The organism is Streptomyces sp. NPDC048650 (genome assembly GCF_043199095.1).
Classification (GTDB): domain Bacteria; phylum Actinomycetota; class Actinomycetes; order Streptomycetales; family Streptomycetaceae; genus Streptomyces.
This window is the reverse complement of sequence record NZ_JBICVM010000001.1, coordinates 756,334-771,616: the sequence shown is the minus strand read 5'-3', so window position 1 is coordinate 771,616 and position 15,283 is coordinate 756,334. Positions and strand designations below refer to the sequence as shown.

General features: G+C 72.9%; 15 protein-coding genes and 2 tRNA genes. 10 read left to right on the top strand and 7 right to left on the bottom strand.

Annotated features, from left to right (window positions below):
• Positions 1–48 precede the first annotated feature (48 nt).
• Both ACGFML_RS03555 and ACGFML_RS03550 read right to left on the bottom strand, forming a co-directional pair.
• Complete coding sequence (locus tag ACGFML_RS03555) at positions 49–696, bottom strand: alpha/beta family hydrolase (RefSeq protein WP_393539516.1); 648 nt, start codon at positions 694–696, stop codon at positions 49–51.
• A gap of 31 nt (positions 697–727) precedes the next feature.
• Positions 728–1,558, bottom strand: a complete 831-nt coding sequence (locus tag ACGFML_RS03550) for an SOS response-associated peptidase (RefSeq protein WP_393539514.1) — start codon at positions 1,556–1,558, stop codon at positions 728–730.
• A 35-nt stretch (positions 1,559–1,593) separates the two neighbouring features.
• Between ACGFML_RS03550 and ACGFML_RS03545 the strand changes: the two genes are divergently transcribed.
• The 4 genes from ACGFML_RS03545 to ACGFML_RS03530 all read left to right on the top strand — a co-directional run bounded on the left by ACGFML_RS03545 (position 1,594) and on the right by ACGFML_RS03530 (position 5,245).
• Complete coding sequence (locus ACGFML_RS03545) at positions 1,594–2,310, top strand: M50 family metallopeptidase (protein ID WP_393539512.1); 717 nt, start codon at positions 1,594–1,596, stop codon at positions 2,308–2,310.
• Between the two features lie 124 nt (positions 2,311–2,434).
• Complete coding sequence (aroA, locus tag ACGFML_RS03540; RefSeq protein ID WP_393539510.1) at positions 2,435–3,808, top strand: 3-phosphoshikimate 1-carboxyvinyltransferase; 1,374 nt, start codon at positions 2,435–2,437, stop codon at positions 3,806–3,808.
• A 14-nt stretch (positions 3,809–3,822) separates the two neighbouring features.
• Complete coding sequence (rsgA, locus tag ACGFML_RS03535) at positions 3,823–4,830, top strand: ribosome small subunit-dependent GTPase A (RefSeq protein ID WP_393539508.1); 1,008 nt, start codon at positions 3,823–3,825, stop codon at positions 4,828–4,830.
• A gap of 91 nt (positions 4,831–4,921) precedes the next feature.
• A complete protein-coding gene (locus tag ACGFML_RS03530) occupies positions 4,922–5,245 on the top strand; it encodes a DMT family transporter (RefSeq protein ID WP_393539506.1) in 324 nt (107 codons plus the stop codon).
• On the opposite strand, the gene ACGFML_RS03525 is transcribed toward ACGFML_RS03530, so the two are convergent.
• The gene (locus ACGFML_RS03525; protein WP_393539504.1) at positions 5,211–5,867 is read right to left on the bottom strand and encodes a TetR/AcrR family transcriptional regulator; all 657 of its coding nucleotides are present in this window, start codon (positions 5,865–5,867) and stop codon (positions 5,211–5,213) included. The two genes, ACGFML_RS03530 and ACGFML_RS03525, sit on opposite strands and share 35 nt — an antisense overlap.
• Positions 5,868–6,085: 218 nt before the next feature.
• On the opposite strand from ACGFML_RS03525, the gene hisN reads away from it, so the two are divergent.
• The gene (gene hisN / locus ACGFML_RS03520; protein ID WP_393539502.1) at positions 6,086–6,889 is read left to right on the top strand and encodes a histidinol-phosphatase; all 804 of its coding nucleotides are present in this window, start codon (positions 6,086–6,088) and stop codon (positions 6,887–6,889) included.
• Positions 6,890–7,040: 151 nt separating this feature from the next.
• Positions 7,041–7,442, top strand: a complete 402-nt coding sequence (locus tag ACGFML_RS03515; protein ID WP_393540388.1) for a cyclic nucleotide-binding/CBS domain-containing protein — start codon at positions 7,041–7,043, stop codon at positions 7,440–7,442.
• A 139-nt stretch (positions 7,443–7,581) separates the two neighbouring features.
• On the opposite strand, the gene ACGFML_RS03510 is transcribed toward ACGFML_RS03515, so the two are convergent.
• Positions 7,582–9,045, bottom strand: coding sequence for a catalase (locus ACGFML_RS03510; protein WP_393539499.1), 1,464 nt, complete (start codon positions 9,043–9,045; stop codon positions 7,582–7,584).
• 160 nt (positions 9,046–9,205) lie between these two features.
• On the opposite strand from ACGFML_RS03510, the gene ACGFML_RS03505 reads away from it, so the two are divergent.
• The 4 genes from ACGFML_RS03505 to ACGFML_RS03490 all read left to right on the top strand — a co-directional run bounded on the left by ACGFML_RS03505 (position 9,206) and on the right by ACGFML_RS03490 (position 12,778).
• Positions 9,206–9,625 (top strand): Fur family transcriptional regulator, encoded by a 420-nt coding sequence (locus ACGFML_RS03505; protein ID WP_393539497.1) that lies wholly within the window; start codon positions 9,206–9,208, stop codon positions 9,623–9,625.
• 285 nt (positions 9,626–9,910) lie between these two features.
• Complete coding sequence (locus ACGFML_RS03500) at positions 9,911–10,744, top strand: ABC transporter ATP-binding protein (RefSeq protein WP_393539495.1); 834 nt, start codon at positions 9,911–9,913, stop codon at positions 10,742–10,744.
• On the top strand, positions 10,741–11,607 hold the full coding sequence (locus ACGFML_RS03495; RefSeq protein ID WP_393539493.1) for an ABC transporter permease: 867 nt from the start codon (positions 10,741–10,743) through the stop codon (positions 11,605–11,607). The genes ACGFML_RS03500 and ACGFML_RS03495 overlap by 4 nt, the downstream gene beginning before the upstream one ends.
• Positions 11,608–11,644: 37 nt before the next feature.
• Positions 11,645–12,778, top strand: coding sequence for an ABC transporter substrate-binding protein (locus ACGFML_RS03490; protein WP_393539491.1), 1,134 nt, complete (start codon positions 11,645–11,647; stop codon positions 12,776–12,778).
• 68 nt (positions 12,779–12,846) lie between these two features.
• Here the strand turns inward: ACGFML_RS03490 and ACGFML_RS03485 are convergent.
• The 3 genes from ACGFML_RS03485 to ACGFML_RS03475 form a co-directional block, all read right to left on the bottom strand.
• A tRNA-Met gene (locus ACGFML_RS03485) sits at positions 12,847–12,920 on the bottom strand.
• Positions 12,921–13,072: 152 nt separating this feature from the next.
• Entirely contained in the window at positions 13,073–14,923 is a 1,851-nt protein-coding gene (locus ACGFML_RS03480) for a sel1 repeat family protein (protein WP_393539489.1), read from the bottom strand.
• A 208-nt stretch (positions 14,924–15,131) separates the two neighbouring features.
• Positions 15,132–15,205, bottom strand: a tRNA-Met gene (locus ACGFML_RS03475).
• Positions 15,206–15,283 lie beyond the last annotated feature (78 nt).

Below are 15,283 nucleotides of genomic sequence, written 5' to 3'. Positions count from 1 at the left end.
GCCTCCCGGGGCGGTGGACCGGCGGCCCCGGACCGCCCGGCGCCTCCGTCAGCCGAAGATCTCCTCCAGCCATCCCGCCACCGCGTCGGTGAGCCGGGCCATCGTCTCCGCCTCGTCGGTCCCCGCCTTCTTCGGCACCGCGAACCCGTGGTCCCCGTGGGCCACTTCGACGATCCGCGTGTCCGGCGGGAACTCCCCGGGGCGCCCGAACGGATCGCGGCCGCCCTGGACGACGAGGGTCGGCACCCCGGCGCCGGTCAGCTCGTCCGCGCGGGACTTCTCCGGCCTGCCCGGCGGGTGCAGCGGAAAGCTGAGGGCCAGCACGGCGTGCGCGCCCAGCTCTCGGGCGGTGCGGCAGGCCACCCGGGCTCCGGCGCTGCGGCCGCCCGCCACCACCGGCAGCCCCGGTTTCTCCAGGGCGGGCCACAGTGCCGTCCACCCGGTGTCCAGGGTCTTCGGCGCGGGAGCCAGCTTCTTGGCGGCCACCCGCCACGGCTGTTCGACCAGTGCCACGGTGCAGCCGCGGGCGGGCAGCCCGGCCGCCAGGGCACGCAGGTCGCGGGCCTCGATGCCGCCGCCCGCACCGTGGCCGAGGGCCAGCACGGCGCGCGCCGGTGTCTCGTCGCGGTACCAGGTGATCCGGGCGTCGCCGACCGGGGTCGCGACCGTCTCGCTCTCGTTGGCCCTTGTCGTCATACCTCCATCCTGCCCCGGGCGGACGCCCGCCTCAGAACAGCGTGCCGGCCTCCGGGGCGGCGAGTTCCTTGAGGAGCTCGGGCCCGTTGTTGCGGACGTTGCTGACCTCCGTCGGGACCGGATGGGCCCGCATCAGCCCGGCCGGCGGTGGCGCCAGCAGCCCGCGCAGGTCGTCGGGGTCCGTACGTCCCGCATCGAGCCAGGCGTCCCAGCGGTCCGGCGGCAGGACCAGCGGCATACGGGGGTGGATGTCGGCCAGCGACTGCGGTCCCTCGCCGCCGTCGGCGCCGGCCAGCGGTGTGGTCTCGGCCTCGGTGGTGACGACCGTGCAGGTCACCCACCAGGCACGCGGATGGTCCGGGGGCAGCGTCGGGTCCCGCCAGAACTCGTACAGCCCGGCCATCGCCATCACGGAGCCGTCGGCGGGCGTCACGAAGTACGGCTGCTTGCGGCCGCGCTTCTTCTTTCCCTGCTCCTCCAGCCGCCGCTCGCCGGGGGCGGTGACCCACTCGAAGTAGCCGTCACCGGGGAGCAGGCACCGGCGGGCGCCGAAGGCCCGCTTGAAGGACGGCTTCTCGTGCACCGTCTCGGCCCGCGCATTGATCATCTTCGCGGCGCCCTCGGGTGACTTCGACCACGACGGCACCAGCCCCCACCGCAGCGTCCGCAGCTGGCGCACCGGTCCGGGCCCGAAGGCGTCCGACGCCTCGCCCTTGAGGGGACGCTCCAGCACCGCGGGCACGCCGACCGTCGGGGCGACGTTCCAGCTGGGCGCCAGGGTCTCCGCCGGATCCCACTGCCGGACCCCGAAGAGTCCCACCAGGTCCTCGGCCCCACGACTCGCTGCATACCTACCGCACATGCATGCCACACTGCCATGCCACACGAAGGGGAGACATGGATACCGACCACATCTCGGACGTCTGGAGCCGCGTCTTCGGGGTCCAGCCCGATCCGTCCTTCTGGCTCGTGATCGCCACCGGCGTGCTGGCCCTGGTCGCCGTGGTCCCGCACACCGCATGGCGGCTGTCGCGGAACGCCGTGACCATCGCCCACGAGGGCGGCCACGGGCTGATCGCGCTGCTCACCGGCCGCCGACTGCAAGGCATCCGGCTGCACTCGGACACCTCGGGGCTGACCGTCTCCCGCGGCAGGCCGACCGGGCCGGGCATGGTGCTGACCGCCGCGGCCGGCTACACCGCCCCCTCCCTGCTCGGGCTGGCGGGCGCCGCGCTGCTGGCCGCGGGCCACATCACGGCGCTGCTGTGGGGCGCCACCGCGCTGCTGCTCGCCATGCTCGTCATGATCCGCAACGCGTACGGCGTGCTCACCGTCGTGCTGACCGGCGCCGCCTTCCTCCTCGTCTCCTGGCTGACCACCCCGGACGTCCAGGCGGCGTTCGCGTACGCGGCGGTGTGGTTCCTGCTGCTGGGCGGCGTGCGGCCGCCGTTCGAGCTGATGGGCAAGCGGCGGCGGGCCGGCGGGGGGACGGACTCCGACCCGGACCAGCTGGCCCGGCTCACCCACGTCCCGGCGGCCGTGTGGCTCGGCCTCTTCCACGTGGTGACGCTCTGCTCCCTGATAGGCGGCGGGCGCTGGCTGCTCGGACTCTGAGCCCGCCGGGCGCCCCGCCGTCCGCCGCTCCGGAACCCGAGCGCACCACCAGCGCCACGTTTCGCAGAGGTTGCGCCACTTTTGGTCAAGATGGGGCCGCGTGCCCAGCCATTAAAGTAAAGCCATGACCGAGAGCCCCGCACTCCCAGCCCTGTGGCCCGCCCCCCTCGCCCCCGGGGCCGTCGATGCAACCGTCAGGGTGCCCGGCTCCAAATCGGTCACCAACCGCGGCCTGGTCCTGGCCGCCCTGTCCGCCGAGCCCGGCTGGCTGCGCCGCCCGCTGCGCTCCCGCGACACCCTCCTGATGGCCGAGGCGCTGCGCACCCTGGGCGTCGGCATCGAGGAGACCGCCTCCTCCAGCTCCGCCGGCTCCGCGGGCGCCGATGCGCTGCCCGGCGGCGGTGAGGCCTGGCGGATCATCCCGGCCGGGCTGCACGGCCCGGCCACGGTGGACGTCGGCAACGCCGGAACGGTCATGCGCTTCCTGCCGCCGGTCGCCACGCTCGCCAACGGCCCGATCCGGTTCGACGGCGACCCCCGCTCCTACGAGCGCCCGCTCGGCGGCGTCATCGACGCGCTGCGCACGCTGGGCGCCCGGATCGACGACGACAAGCGCGGCGCGCTCCCGATGACCGTCTTCGGCGGCGGCGCCCTGGAGGGCGGACCGGTCGAGATCGACGCGTCCTCGTCCTCCCAGTTCGTCAGCGCCCTGCTGCTCTCCGCGCCGCGCTTCAACCAGGGCGTGGAGGTGCGGCACATCGGCGCCGCGCTGCCGTCCATGCCGCACATCCGGATGACCGTCGACATGCTGCGCAGCATCGGCGCCCAGGTGGACACCCCGGAGGCCGGCGGGGAGGCCGACGTCTGGCGGGTCACCCCGGGTGCGCTGCTGGGCCGCGACCTGGTCGTCGAGCCCGACCTGTCCAACGCCCAGCCGTTCCTGGCCGCGGCCCTGGTCACCGGCGGCCGGGTCACCGTTCCGGACTGGCCCGCGCACACCACGCAGCCCGGCGACGCACTGCGCGAGATCTTCACCGCCATGGGCGGCTCCTGCGAGCTGACCGACCACGGCCTGACCTTCACCGGCAGCGGCCGGATCCACGGCATCGACGTCGACCTCGGCGAGGTGGGCGAGCTCACCCCGGGCATCGCCGCCGTCGCCGCCCTGGCCGACTCCCCCTCCACGCTGCGCGGCGTGGCGCACCTGCGGCTGCACGAGACCGACCGGTTGGCCGCGCTCACCAAGGAGCTCAACGAACTCGGCGGCGATGTCACCGAGACGGCCGACGGCCTGCACATCCGGCCGCGCCCGCTGCACGGCGGCATCTTCCACACCTACGACGACCACCGCCTGGCCACCGCCGCGGCGATCATCGGCCTGGACGTCGAGGGCGTGGAGGTGGAGAACGTCGCCACCACCGGCAAGACCCTGCCCGACTTCCCCGCGATGTGGACGGACATGCTCGACCCGGCCGCCGTACCCGCCCGGAGAGCCTGAGGGATTCCGCCGCCATGCGCCGCTACGGCAAGAACCCCGACGAGGACGACATCCGCGTCCGCCCCAACCGCAAGGGCAACCGCCCTCGTACGAACATCCGCCCCAAGCACGAGGACGCCTGCGAGGGCCTGGTACTGACCGTCGACCGCGGCCGGCTGACGTGTCTGATCGACGGCCGCACGGTCACCGCCATGAAGGCCCGCGAACTGGGTCGCAAGAGCGCGGTGGTCGGCGACCGGGTCGCGGTCGTCGGGGATCTGACCGGCGACAAGGACACCCTCGCCCGGATCGTCCGGGTCGAACCGCGCACCTCGACCCTGCGGCGCACGGCCGACGACGACGATCCGTACGAGCGGGTGGTGGTCGCCAACGCCGACCAGCTCGCCATCGTCACCGCGCTCGCCGACCCGGAGCCGCGCCCCCGGCTCATCGACCGCTGCCTGGTCGCGGCCTACGACGCGGGGCTGGCACCGCTGCTGGTGCTGACCAAGTCCGATCTGGCGTCCGCCGACACGCTGTTGGAGTCGTACGGCGCGCTGGGCGTCCCGTATGTCGTCACCAATCGCGAGGAGCTGGCCGACGGCGCGGCGGCCGACCGTGTCCGCGAACAGCTGTGGGGCCGTATGACGGCGTTCGTCGGGCACTCCGGGGTGGGCAAGACCACCCTGGTCAACGCCTTGGTCCCGGAGCGCCGCCGAGCCACCGGGCATGTCAACGCCGTCACCGGCCGCGGTCGGCACACCACCACCTCCGCGCTGGCCCTGCCGCTGCCCGGCGACTCCGGGTGGGTCATCGACACCCCTGGTGTGCGGTCCTTCGGCCTGCACCACGTCGATCCGTCGCGGGTCATCCTCGCCTTCCCCGACCTGGTGCCGGGCACCGAGGGCTGCCCGCGCGCCTGCAGCCACGACGAGGTGGACTGCGCACTGGACGCATGGGTCGCCGACGGGCACGCCGATCCGGCCCGCCTCTACTCCCTGCGGCGGCTGCTCGCCACCCGCGAGCGACGCGAGGGCGACTGATCGCGCGAAGGGGCCGCCCCCCGTCCGAGGGAACTGCATAATCACACCGAGGCAGGCGAAGCGGTCACCGACCCGACGGAGGCAATGGGACATGGCGTGGCTGCTCGTGGTGGTGGCGGGGCTCCTGGAGACCGGCTTCGCCGTCTGCCTCAAGCTCTCCCACGGGTTCACCCGCCTCTTCCCGACGATCGCCTTCGCGGCGTTCGCACTGGGCAGCTTCGGGCTGCTCACGCTGGCGCTGCGCAAGCTCGACGTCGGCCCGGCCTACGCGGTGTGGACGGGTATCGGCGCGGCCGGCACCGCCATCTACGGCATGGTCTTCCTCGGTGACCTGGTCTCCACCCTCAAGCTGGTCTCCATCAGCCTGGTCATCGTCGGCGTCATCGGGCTGCAGCTGTCGGGCTCGGCCCACTGAGACCGCCGGGCAGGTCCCGGCCGCCGGACAGGTCCCGGCCGCCGCGCACCCGCGCGAACGCGCCCCGGACGAGGGTGGACACCGCGTCGGGCCCGGTCTGGCCCGCTCTTCCCGCGGGCGCGACGACACAGGACAGCGTCAGCCGCGCCGCGGTCTCGCAGGCGGCGCCGAGGGCGGGCAGCTCCTCCTCGGGCCAGTCCGGCTCCAGCGCCGCGACCGCCCGGTCACGGAGACCGCCGACCAGCTCGGCGGGTCCCGGCCGCGGCGGGGCCGGCAGCCGGTCGTTCCAACATCCCGTCAGCACGGCCCTGACCAGCGGATTGGTGCGCGCGGTACGGACCGTCCAGGCGGCCGCGGCCACCATCCGGGCCGCCGCCTCCTCGCCCGGCCCGGCAGCGGCGGGGCGCCGGGTCAGCGCCCGCTCGACACCGGCCAGGTAGTTGTCGGTCTCCCGCCGTACGAGGGCCCGGGCCAGCCCCTCCTTGCTGCCGAACTCGTTGTAGAGGGTCTGCCGGGAGACCCCGGCCGTGGCCGCGACATCCACCATCCGGATGTGCGCCCAGGCCCGCCGCGTCAGCGCCGTGTACGCGGCATCCAGCAAGCTCTCACGCGCTGCGGGCATTCGTCGCCTCCCCGGCCGTTGGCCCAAATGGCCTCGGTGCGCACAGAATTGACGGGGCGCCAAAGGCTGTCAAGGGTCGCCGCACAGGTGCCTGCACGGCCCGGGACGGCCGTGCGGGAGCGGCGCGGGGGCACCCACACGGCCAGTGGAATGACCCCGCACGGCGGGCCGGGCATGGCCGTGTGACTCCTGCGTATAGCAGTAGATACTGTTCGCACATGCCCGACTATCACGATGATCTCCGCCTCGGTCATGTCCTCGCCGACGCCGCGGACGCCGCCACCATGGAACGGTTCAAGGCCCTCGATCTGAAGGTCGAGACCAAACCCGACATGACGCCGGTGAGCGAGGCGGACAAGTCGGCCGAGGAGCTGATCCGCAGCCAGCTCCAGCGGGCCCGGCCGCGCGACGCGGTGCTCGGCGAGGAGTTCGGCAGCGAGGGCGCCGGGCCCCGTCGGTGGATCATCGACCCGATCGACGGCACGAAGAACTACGTCCGCGGGGTGCCGGTCTGGGCCACCCTGATCGCCCTGATGGAGCGCGGCGAGAACGGCGACCGCCCGGTGGTCGGCATCGTCTCCGCCCCGGCCCTGCACCGCCGCTGGTGGGCCGCCGAGGGCCTGGGGGCCTACACCGGCCGCAGCCTGACCTCCGCCAGCCGACTGCGGGTCTCGCAGGTCGGCCGCATCCAGGACGCGTCGTTCGCGTACTCCTCGCTCACCGGCTGGGAGGAGCGCGGCACGCTGCCCGGGTTCCTGGACCTGAGCCGGGACTGCTGGCGCACGCGCGGCTACGGCGACTTCTGGCCGTACATGATGGTCGCCGAGGGCTCGGTGGACATCTGCGCGGAGCCGGAGCTGTCACTGTGGGACATGGCCGCCTGCGCGGTGGTCGTCCAGGAGGCGGGCGGGCGGTTCACCGGCCTGGACGGCAAGCCGGGCCCGCACAGCGGGAACGCCGCGGCCTCCAACGGTCTGCTGCACGAGGACCTGCTGACGTACGTCGGCGACGCACGTCACTGACCTGCGAAGGGGCAAGCGCTCGGACACGCGTCCAGCACTTGCCCCTTGTTGCATCGACGAAGGCATGTGAACATGAGAATCCCCCACTTTGTGAACTTGTGAAATCTTTCGCAAGGCACATTCACCAAGGAGGTGGCTCCACTCCATGCCCATGCTCGTCAAAGACGCCATGAGCACGGTGGTCCTCACCATCGGGCCCGCCCACACCCTCCGCCAGGCCGCGCAGTTGATGGCCGCACGACGGGTCGGCGCGGCCGTCGTCCTCGACACCGACACCAGCGGCCTCGGCATTCTCACCGAGCGCGACATCCTCAATTCCCTCGGCGCGGGCGAGAATCCCGACCGGGAGACCGCCCAGACCCACACCACCTCGGACGTGGTCTTCGCCGCGCCGGACTGGACCCTCGACGACGCCGCGGACGCCATGGTGCGCGGCGGCTTCCGCCATCTGATCGTGCTCGACGACCGCGAACCGGTCGGTGTCGTATCCGTACGCGACATCATCCGCTGCCGCTCGCACGTGCCGGAGCGGGCCGGCGCCGTACCCGCCTGAGCGGCCCCGACAGCACGAAGAGGCCGGAGCCCCATGGCATCCGGCCTCTTCGGTTGTACGGCAGCGACCCTCGAACGGCCCTCACGGCCGGGCGGTCACCGCCGCGTGAGCGGCGGCGCCCGGCCGCTACGGGACGGCGTCAGCCGCGCAGGGCCTGGACCGCGGCGTCGAGCCGCTTGCCGTAGTCCGCGTCCGCCTTGCGGAAGTTCTCGATCGCGCGCTGGGCGATGTCGTCGCGGGAGACCTGGGAGATGAAGCCCGCCAGGTTGTTGATCAGGCGCTCCTTCTCGTCCTCCGACAGCAGGCGGTAGAGGTTGCCCGCCTGCACGAAGTCGTCGTCCTCGGCGTGCGAGGGCGCCGCCTGCTCACCGGTGGGGCCGCTCACGGTGGCCGGCTGCCACAGCGCCCGGCCGGTCTCCACCGGGCCGCCGAAGCTGTTCGGCTCGTAGTTCTTCGTGCCCTTGTGACGGCCGTCGTAGAGGAAGCCGTCGCGGGAGTTGGTGCGCGCCTCGGCGGCGTGCGGGCGGTTGACCGGCAGGTGGTCGGCGTTGATGCCGACGCGGTAGCGGTGCGCGTCGCCGTACGCGAAGAGACGGCCCTGGAGCATCTTGTCGGGCGACGGGCCGATGCCCGGCACGAAGTGGTGCGGGGAGAAGATCGACTGCTCGACCTCGGCGAAGATGTTCTCCGGGTTGCGGTTGAGCTCCAGCTTGCCGATCTCGATCGGCGGGTAGTCCTCGTGCGGCCAGACCTTGGTCAGGTCGAACGGGTTGAAGCGGTAGTTGGCCGCATCCGCCGCCGGCATGATCTGGACCTGCACGGTCCAGGACGGGAAGTCGCCGCGCTCGATCGACGTCCGCAGATCGCGCTGGTGGCTGTCCGCGTCCTCACCGGCGAGCTTGTCGGCCTCGGCCTGGGTGAGGTTCTTGATGCCCTGGTCGGTCTTGAAGTGGTACTTGACCCAGAAGACCTCGCCGGCCTCGTTGTTCCACTGGAAGGTGTGCGAGCCGTAGCCGTTCATGTGGCGCAGCGTCGCGGGGATGCCGCGGTCGCCGAACAGCCAGGTGACCTGGTGGGTGGACTCGGGCGAGAGCCCCCAGAAGTCCCAGACGTTGTCCGCCTCCTGCGAGCCGGTGTACGGGTCGCGCTTCTGGGTGTGGATGAAGTCGGGGAACTTCATGGCGTCCTTGATGAAGAACACCGGGGTGTTGTTGCCGACGAGGTCGTAGTTGCCCTCTTCGGTGTAGAACTTCAGCGCGAAGCCGCGCGGGTCACGCACCGCGTCGGCCGAGCCGAGGTTGCCGGCGACGGTCGAGAAGCGCAGGAACGTCTCGGTCTGCTTGCCGACCTCGGAGAGGAACGCGGCGCGGGTGTACTGCGTCACGTCCGCGGTCACCGTGAAGGTGCCGTACGCACCGGCGCCGCGGGCGTGCACGATGCGCTCCGGGATGCGCTCACGGTTGAAGTGGGCGAGCTTCTCGATCAGGCTCTGGTCCTGGATCAGGCCGGGTCCGCCGTTGCCGGCCGTCTCGCTGTTCTGGTTGTCCGCGACCGGCGCCCCGGCCTCCGTGGTCAGCGGTCCGGTGGTGCTCTCTACCGACACGTGCGCCTCCTGAAGTGTTCTCCACCTGTCCCTTGGCTTGCGCCGCTGCCGATCCTACATTGGACAATGTCTAAGTCAAGAAGTACCCGAAACTCGTACCTGATCCGGTGATGGACCGGCCACTGCTACGCTGGCCATATCTGACTGATGGGTGATTGGCATGAGTGACCTGCTGGAACGGCTCCGGGGACGCGGCTGGCGGCTGACCGCGCAGCGACGCGTGGTCGCCGAGGTCCTCGATGGGGACCACGTCCACTACACCGCCGACGAAGTGCACTCACTGGCGACCGAGCGGCTCCCCGAGATCTCCCGCGCCACGGTCTACAACACGCTGGGCGAGCTGGTCACGCTCGGCGAGGTGCTCGAGGTGAGCACCGACGGCCGGGCGAAGCGCTACGACCCCAACGCCCACCACGACCACCAGCACCTCGTCTGCTCGCGGTGCGGCACGATCCGCGACGTCCACGTCCAGGGCGACCCGCTCTCCGCCCTGCCCGAACCCGAGCGCTACGGCTTTCAGGTCTCCGAGGTCACAGTGACCTACCGGGGCCTGTGCCCGCACTGCAGCACCGCCTCCTGACAGCACCGGGAGCCGGCCCCGTCGGGGCCGCCCCGCAGGACGCACGCCGTTCGTCACCTCGGGCCCGCGCCGCCACCGCTGCGGGCCCGCAGCCGCGCCCGGACGGCTGCACACCACCCGCCCCGCGGCACCGCCGGCCGCGCATCAGGGCTCGCACGCCCTCTTCCACAATCTGACGGGTCGTCATATCGTCGGCGTGCCGCGCCTTCCGGCCATCGGTCCGACCGGGCCCGGCCCCGCACCCCGCGGCACCCGTCCGCACTCCGCACGCCGCGAGGAGCTCTTGTGGGAGAGCCGCACCCTGCCCCGCCCACCGACCCGCCCGTCCGCCCGCCGGCCCTGCACGCCCGCGCGCTGGCCCGGTCCTTCGGCCGCGGCGGCACGGCGCTGGCCGCACTCGGCCCGGTCGACGTCGAGATCGCGCCCGGCGAGTTCGTCTGCCTCGTCGGCCCGTCCGGCTGCGGGAAATCGACCCTGCTGCGGATCGCCGCCGGCCTGCTGCGCCCCAGCGCGGGCGAGCTGGAGATCCGGGCCGGCAGCGACCGCCCGGCCGCGATGATCTTCCAGGACTACGGCATCCACGACTGGAAGACCGTCCTGGCCAACGTCCGCTTCGGCCTCGACATCCAGCGCGTCCCCCGCAAGGAGGCCGACGCACGCGCCCGCTCCTGGCTCGCCCGGATGGGGCTCGCCGACTTCGCCGGCGCCTACCCGTCCGCGCTCTCCGGCGGGATGCGCCAACGCGTCGCCATCGCCCGCGCGCTCGCCGTCGAGCCCGAAATCCTGCTGATGGACGAGCCGTTCGCGGCCCTCGACGCCCAGCTGCGCACCATCCTCCAGGACGAGCTTCTCGACCTCACCCAGACCACCCGCACCACCACCCTCTTCATCACCCACAGCCTCGAAGAGGCCCTCGTGCTCGGCGACCGGGTGCTGGTGATGTCCGCCCGGCCCGGCCGGATCATCGCCGAGCGCCGCCCGCCGTTCGCCCGCCCGCGCACCGGCGACATCCGCGCCACGGCCGAATTCACCGCGCTGAAGGCCGAGTTGTGGCAGCTGCTGCGCGGCGAGGTCGACGGGCGCGGGCACCCCGCGGGGAAGGGGGCCGTACCGGCATGACCACCGCGCCCCGCAGCCCCGCCGCCCACCACCGCCTGGTCCGCCGCCCCGGCCCCCGAGAACTGCACCCTGAACGCACCCACCGCCGCCGACGCACCCTCGAACTCTGCCTGGCCGTGGCCGTCCCGCTCGCCCTCGTCCTGCTCTGGCAGCTCGCCGCCACCCGGTCCTGGATCGACGCCCGCATCTACCCCGCGCCGTCCACCATCCTGGCCGACGGCTGGGACCGCGCCCTGGCGGGCGAGCTGTGGCCGGACGTCGGGGCCACCCTCCGACGCGTCCTGGCCGGCTACGCCCTCGGCACCGTGACCGGCTACGCCCTCGGCCTGCTGATGGGCTCCCTCCGCCTCGTGCGCGCCGCCCTCGAACCGCTCCTCGACGGCCTCTACGTCGTCCCCAAACTCGCCCTGCTGCCCGTCTTCCTCAACATGTTCGGCCTCGGCGAGGGCCCGCAGGTCGCCCTCGTCGCCGCCACCGTCTTCTTCTTCGTGTGGATATCGACGATGGCCGCGGTGCTCGCCGTCCCCGCCGGGCACCGCGACGCCGGGCAGGTCTTCGGCGCGAACGCCTGGCAGATGTTCCGCCATGTCCTGCTGCCCGCCTCGCTGCCCGCCGTCCTCGTGGGCGCCCGGATCGCCGCCGGGGTGGCCGTGCTGGTGATCGTGGCCTCCGAACAGATCGCCGCCGCCGACGGCCTGGGCCATCTCATCTTCGACTCCCGCGCGCTGTTCCAGAACGACGTGATGTTCGTCGGCATCGTCTGCGTCGCCGTGCTGGGCGTGCTCTTCTCCGAACTCGTGCGGCTGGCCGGCCGCATCCTCACCCCTTGGGCCCCCCGCGACCGCGGCCGCGCACGGAACTGATCCCGCACCTCCCCGACTTCCGCCGCACGGAGGCCCCATGCCGCGCTCGCGCACCACCGCCCTCGCCGCGCTCATCGCGACGCTCGCCCTCGGTGCGGGCTGCACCGCACCGCAGGACACCACCGCCACCAGCACCCGACCCCGCACCGTCGAGCCGGTGGCGGGCTGCGGCCGGGCCTCCTGGACCGACCCCGCCGACCGCTCCCCCGGCCGCACCCCGGCCCGCTGCGACAAGGGTGCCCCGGCCCCCCGCCCCCTCAAGAGACACCGCACCCTGACGGTCGCCACCGGCACCCTCGGGGCGGAGTACGTCGCCCCGCTGCGCACGGCCCTGGCCAAGGGCGAGTTCGCGAAGGAGGGCCTGGACGTCCGGCTGAAGGTGCTGCCCACCCCCGAGGCTCTCCCCCTGCTGGCCAAGGGCGATCTCGACGTGCTGTGGGCGGCACCCGAAGCCGCCGTCGTCAACGGCATCAACGGTGGCTTCACCATCCGCTGGGTGGCCGGCAACTTCTCCCCGGACCCGAAGTCGCGGAGCGGCCTGTGGGTCCGTCTGAAGAACGGCCGGACCGCGTCCTCGGTGTCCCTGCGGGGTTCCACCATGGGCACCATGATCGGCAAGGGCTCCGTGATCATGTACCCGATGGCCAGGTCCTTCGCCACCCACGGCGCCGACATGAACTCCGTCGCCTTCCAACAGCTCGGCTCCTCCGACGTACTGACCGCACTGACGGGCGGCGGTGTGGACTCGGCCTGGCTCCTCGACCCGGTCTGGCGACGCGTCGACGGCGACAGGAAGTACGCGTTCCTCGGCGGCCAGCCCCAGGGCGAACCGCTCGGCGGCGCCCTCTACGGCCCCCACCTGCTCCAACAGGACCCGGACGCGGGCGTCGCCTTCCTGCGCGCCTACATCCGCACCGTCAACACCTACTTCGCCGATGACTACAAGGCCGACCGGGCGTTCGTCGCCGAGCTGGCGAAGCTGCTCAAGGTGGACGCCGTGACCCTGACCGCGGTGCCACCGCTCCGGATGGACTGGGAGATCCGCAAGGGCACCGCAGAGCGCCTGCAGAAGGCCTACCGGGACGCCGGCGTCACCAAAGGGCCGCCGCTGCCGGAGAACAGGCTCGTCGACCGCACCCTCTACGCGGAGGCGGTCGGCCACCGTCCGTGACCGCGCACCTCGCACCACGCGCACGACGAAGGCCCGGATCCTTGAGGATCCGGGCCTTCGTCCTTCAGTAGCGGGGACAGGATTTGAACCTGCGACCTCTGGGTTATGAGCCCAGCGAGCTACCGAGCTGCTCCACCCCGCGTCGTTGTGTCTTTACTCTAACCCCAGCGCGACGACCAGCGCAAATCCCTTCCCCGCACCCCGGGCCCGGCCCTCCAGGACCGGGCCCCACGGCGCGACCTCGGAGCCCGGCCCTGGGGACCGGGGCGCACTCGCCCCTAGGGCGGACACCCCTCAGGCACTGAGCTCCTCCTGGAGCGCCGTACGCAGCCGCGCCGCGCGCTCCGCCACCTCCGGCGGCCCCAGATCGACGGCCCGCGCACACCAGCTCTGCGCCTCGGCGAGCGCGCCGCGCCGGGCGGCGAGCAGCGCCAGGCGCAGCGCCGCGCGACCGTGGCCGTCCTCGGCGGCCCGCTGCCACCACAGGGCGGCCTCGGGGAGGCTGCCCTCGCGGGCCAGCAGCAGCCCGAGGTTGAAGGCGCCGTTTCGGCTGCCGGCCTCGGCCGCCGCGCGGTACCAGTTCGCCGCCTCGACCACCTCGCCGCGGGCCGCCGCGAACATACCGACCCGCACCTGGGCGCGGCGGTGCCCCTGCCGCGCGGCCCGCTCGTACCACTGGATGCTCTCGTCGTCCTCGGCCCGCTCGCCGTCCGCCAGCCCCGCGCCGGCCGCCGCGGCACGGCGATCCAGGAGGTCCGCGAGCCGGAACGCCGCCTCGGGGCTGCCGCCGCCGGCCGCGCAGCGCAGGTTGCGCTCCGCACCCTGCAGATCGCCGTCCCGCAGCTCGACGATGGCCACCTGCAGCGCCGCCTCGGTGTGGCCGGCCACCGCCGCCCGCTCGTACCAGGTGTGCGCGGTGCGCTCCTCGCCGCGCCCGGCGAAGAGGATGCCGAGGTTGAACGCGGCGTCCACGCTGCCCGCCTCGGCGGCCTTGGAGAACCACGGCTCGGCGCCGGCGGCGTCGCCGCGCTGCAGCAGCAGGATGGCAAGGGCGTTGGCGGCCTCGCGGTGCCCGGCGTAGGCGGCACGGCGGTACCACTGCTCACCGCGGTCCGGCCGGTCCTGCTCGGCGCAGAGCAGGCCGATGTTGTAGGCCCCGTTGACGTCGCCCGCGTCCAGCGCGACGCGGTACCAGCGCTCGGCCGTCTGCAGTTCGCCGTGGTCGGCGTGGAGGGCACCCAGGGCGTTGGCAGCGTTGCCATCACCGTCCTGGGCGGCCCGGCGCCACCATTCGGCGGCGCTCTCCTCGTCCCCGGCGTCGCGCAGCAGGAAGCCCAGCGCGCAGGCGGCCCGCGCCTCGCCGTCCTTGGCCGCGGAGAGGTACCAGCGACCCGCCTCCTGGATGTCGCCCCGGTCCTCCAGGAGCGCGCCCAGCTGGAGCGCGGCCCGGCGGTGACCGCGCGCGGCGGCCTGGCGGTACCACTGCTCGGCCTCGTCCTGCCGGGTCAGCTCTCCGTAGGCGGGCACCGTACGGCGGTCGCCGTCACGGCCGTCCTCGATGATCCGGGCGAGGCGGTAGGCGGCCTCGCGGTGGCCGCGCTCGGCAGCCGCGCGGAACCAGCGCTCGGCGCCGGCGTCGCCGCGGTGCTCCAGCAGGTCGGCGAGGGCGTACGCGCCCAGGCAGTGCCCGGACTCGGCGGACTGGCGCAGCCAGTACTCGGCGGCCGGCTCGTCGCCGCGCTCGCGGTAGTGGCGGCCGAGGGCGTGCGCGGCCGCCGCGGAGCCGGCGACGGCGGCGATCCGCCACCAGCCGCCCGCCTCGTCGGTGTAGCCCCGCTGGTGCAGCAGTACGCCCAGGTTGTTGGCCGCGGCACGGTCGCCGGCCGCGGCGGCGGAGCGCAGGTGCGGCTCGGCGCCGTCCAGTTCGCCGCGGCGCAGCAGCATCGCACCGAGCGCGCTCATCGCGGCGGTGTCGCCCGCCTCGGCGGCCCGGCGGTGGCCGGTCTCGGTGACCGCATCGGATGCCTCGGCGGCCTCCGCGGCCTCCATCGCATCCATCGGCAGCTCGGATTCGCGCCCGTCGTCGGGCGCATGCACAAACCGGTCCGTCTCCAACAACCTTGCCTTGTCCCCCATAACAGCCATCGTCGCATCACCCGTAACCCGCGTACACCTGGTATACCGCAGCCAGTGAGGTCACTTCAGCGGTTTGTCGACTTCCCGACACGGCGACTTGTCAAACTCAAGCACACAGGTTCCCCACATCGGCAGTTCGACGCGGCCGCGAAAAGCACCGGCTTCACCACACATGACGAAGGCCCGGATCGTGAAAGATCCGGGCCTTCATCTTCAGTAGCGGGGACAGGATTTGAACCTGCGACCTCTGGGTTATGAGCCCAGCGAGCTACCGAGCTGCTCCACCCCGCGTCGTTGTGATCTCACGCTATCACGGGATTGAGGTGGCAGTTCACCCACCGCCACCGTGGGGTCGCCGGCTGATCCGCC

Bases quoted from the DNA above. Each gene is read 5' to 3' on its own strand.
- ACGFML_RS03480 (WP_393539489.1), bottom strand. From the start codon at position 14,923: ATGGCTGTTATGGGGGACAAGGCAAGGTTGTTGGAGACGGACCGGTTT.
- ACGFML_RS03530 (WP_393539506.1), top strand. From the start codon at position 4,922: ATGGCGTGGCTGCTCGTGGTGGTGGCGGGGCTCCTGGAGACCGGCTTC.
- rsgA (WP_393539508.1), top strand. From the start codon at position 3,823: ATGCGCCGCTACGGCAAGAACCCCGACGAGGACGACATCCGCGTCCGC.
- hisN (WP_393539502.1), top strand. From the start codon at position 6,086: ATGCCCGACTATCACGATGATCTCCGCCTCGGTCATGTCCTCGCCGAC.
- ACGFML_RS03495 (WP_393539493.1), top strand. From the start codon at position 10,741: ATGACCACCGCGCCCCGCAGCCCCGCCGCCCACCACCGCCTGGTCCGC.
- ACGFML_RS03555 (WP_393539516.1), bottom strand. From the start codon at position 696: ATGACGACAAGGGCCAACGAGAGCGAGACGGTCGCGACCCCGGTCGGC.
- aroA (WP_393539510.1), top strand. From the start codon at position 2,435: ATGACCGAGAGCCCCGCACTCCCAGCCCTGTGGCCCGCCCCCCTCGCC.
- ACGFML_RS03525 (WP_393539504.1), bottom strand. From the start codon at position 5,867: ATGCCCGCAGCGCGTGAGAGCTTGCTGGATGCCGCGTACACGGCGCTG.
- ACGFML_RS03505 (WP_393539497.1), top strand. From the start codon at position 9,206: ATGAGTGACCTGCTGGAACGGCTCCGGGGACGCGGCTGGCGGCTGACC.
- ACGFML_RS03515 (WP_393540388.1), top strand. From the start codon at position 7,041: ATGCTCGTCAAAGACGCCATGAGCACGGTGGTCCTCACCATCGGGCCC.
- ACGFML_RS03490 (WP_393539491.1), top strand. From the start codon at position 11,645: ATGCCGCGCTCGCGCACCACCGCCCTCGCCGCGCTCATCGCGACGCTC.
- ACGFML_RS03550 (WP_393539514.1), bottom strand. From the start codon at position 1,558: ATGTGCGGTAGGTATGCAGCGAGTCGTGGGGCCGAGGACCTGGTGGGA.
- ACGFML_RS03545 (WP_393539512.1), top strand. From the start codon at position 1,594: ATGGATACCGACCACATCTCGGACGTCTGGAGCCGCGTCTTCGGGGTC.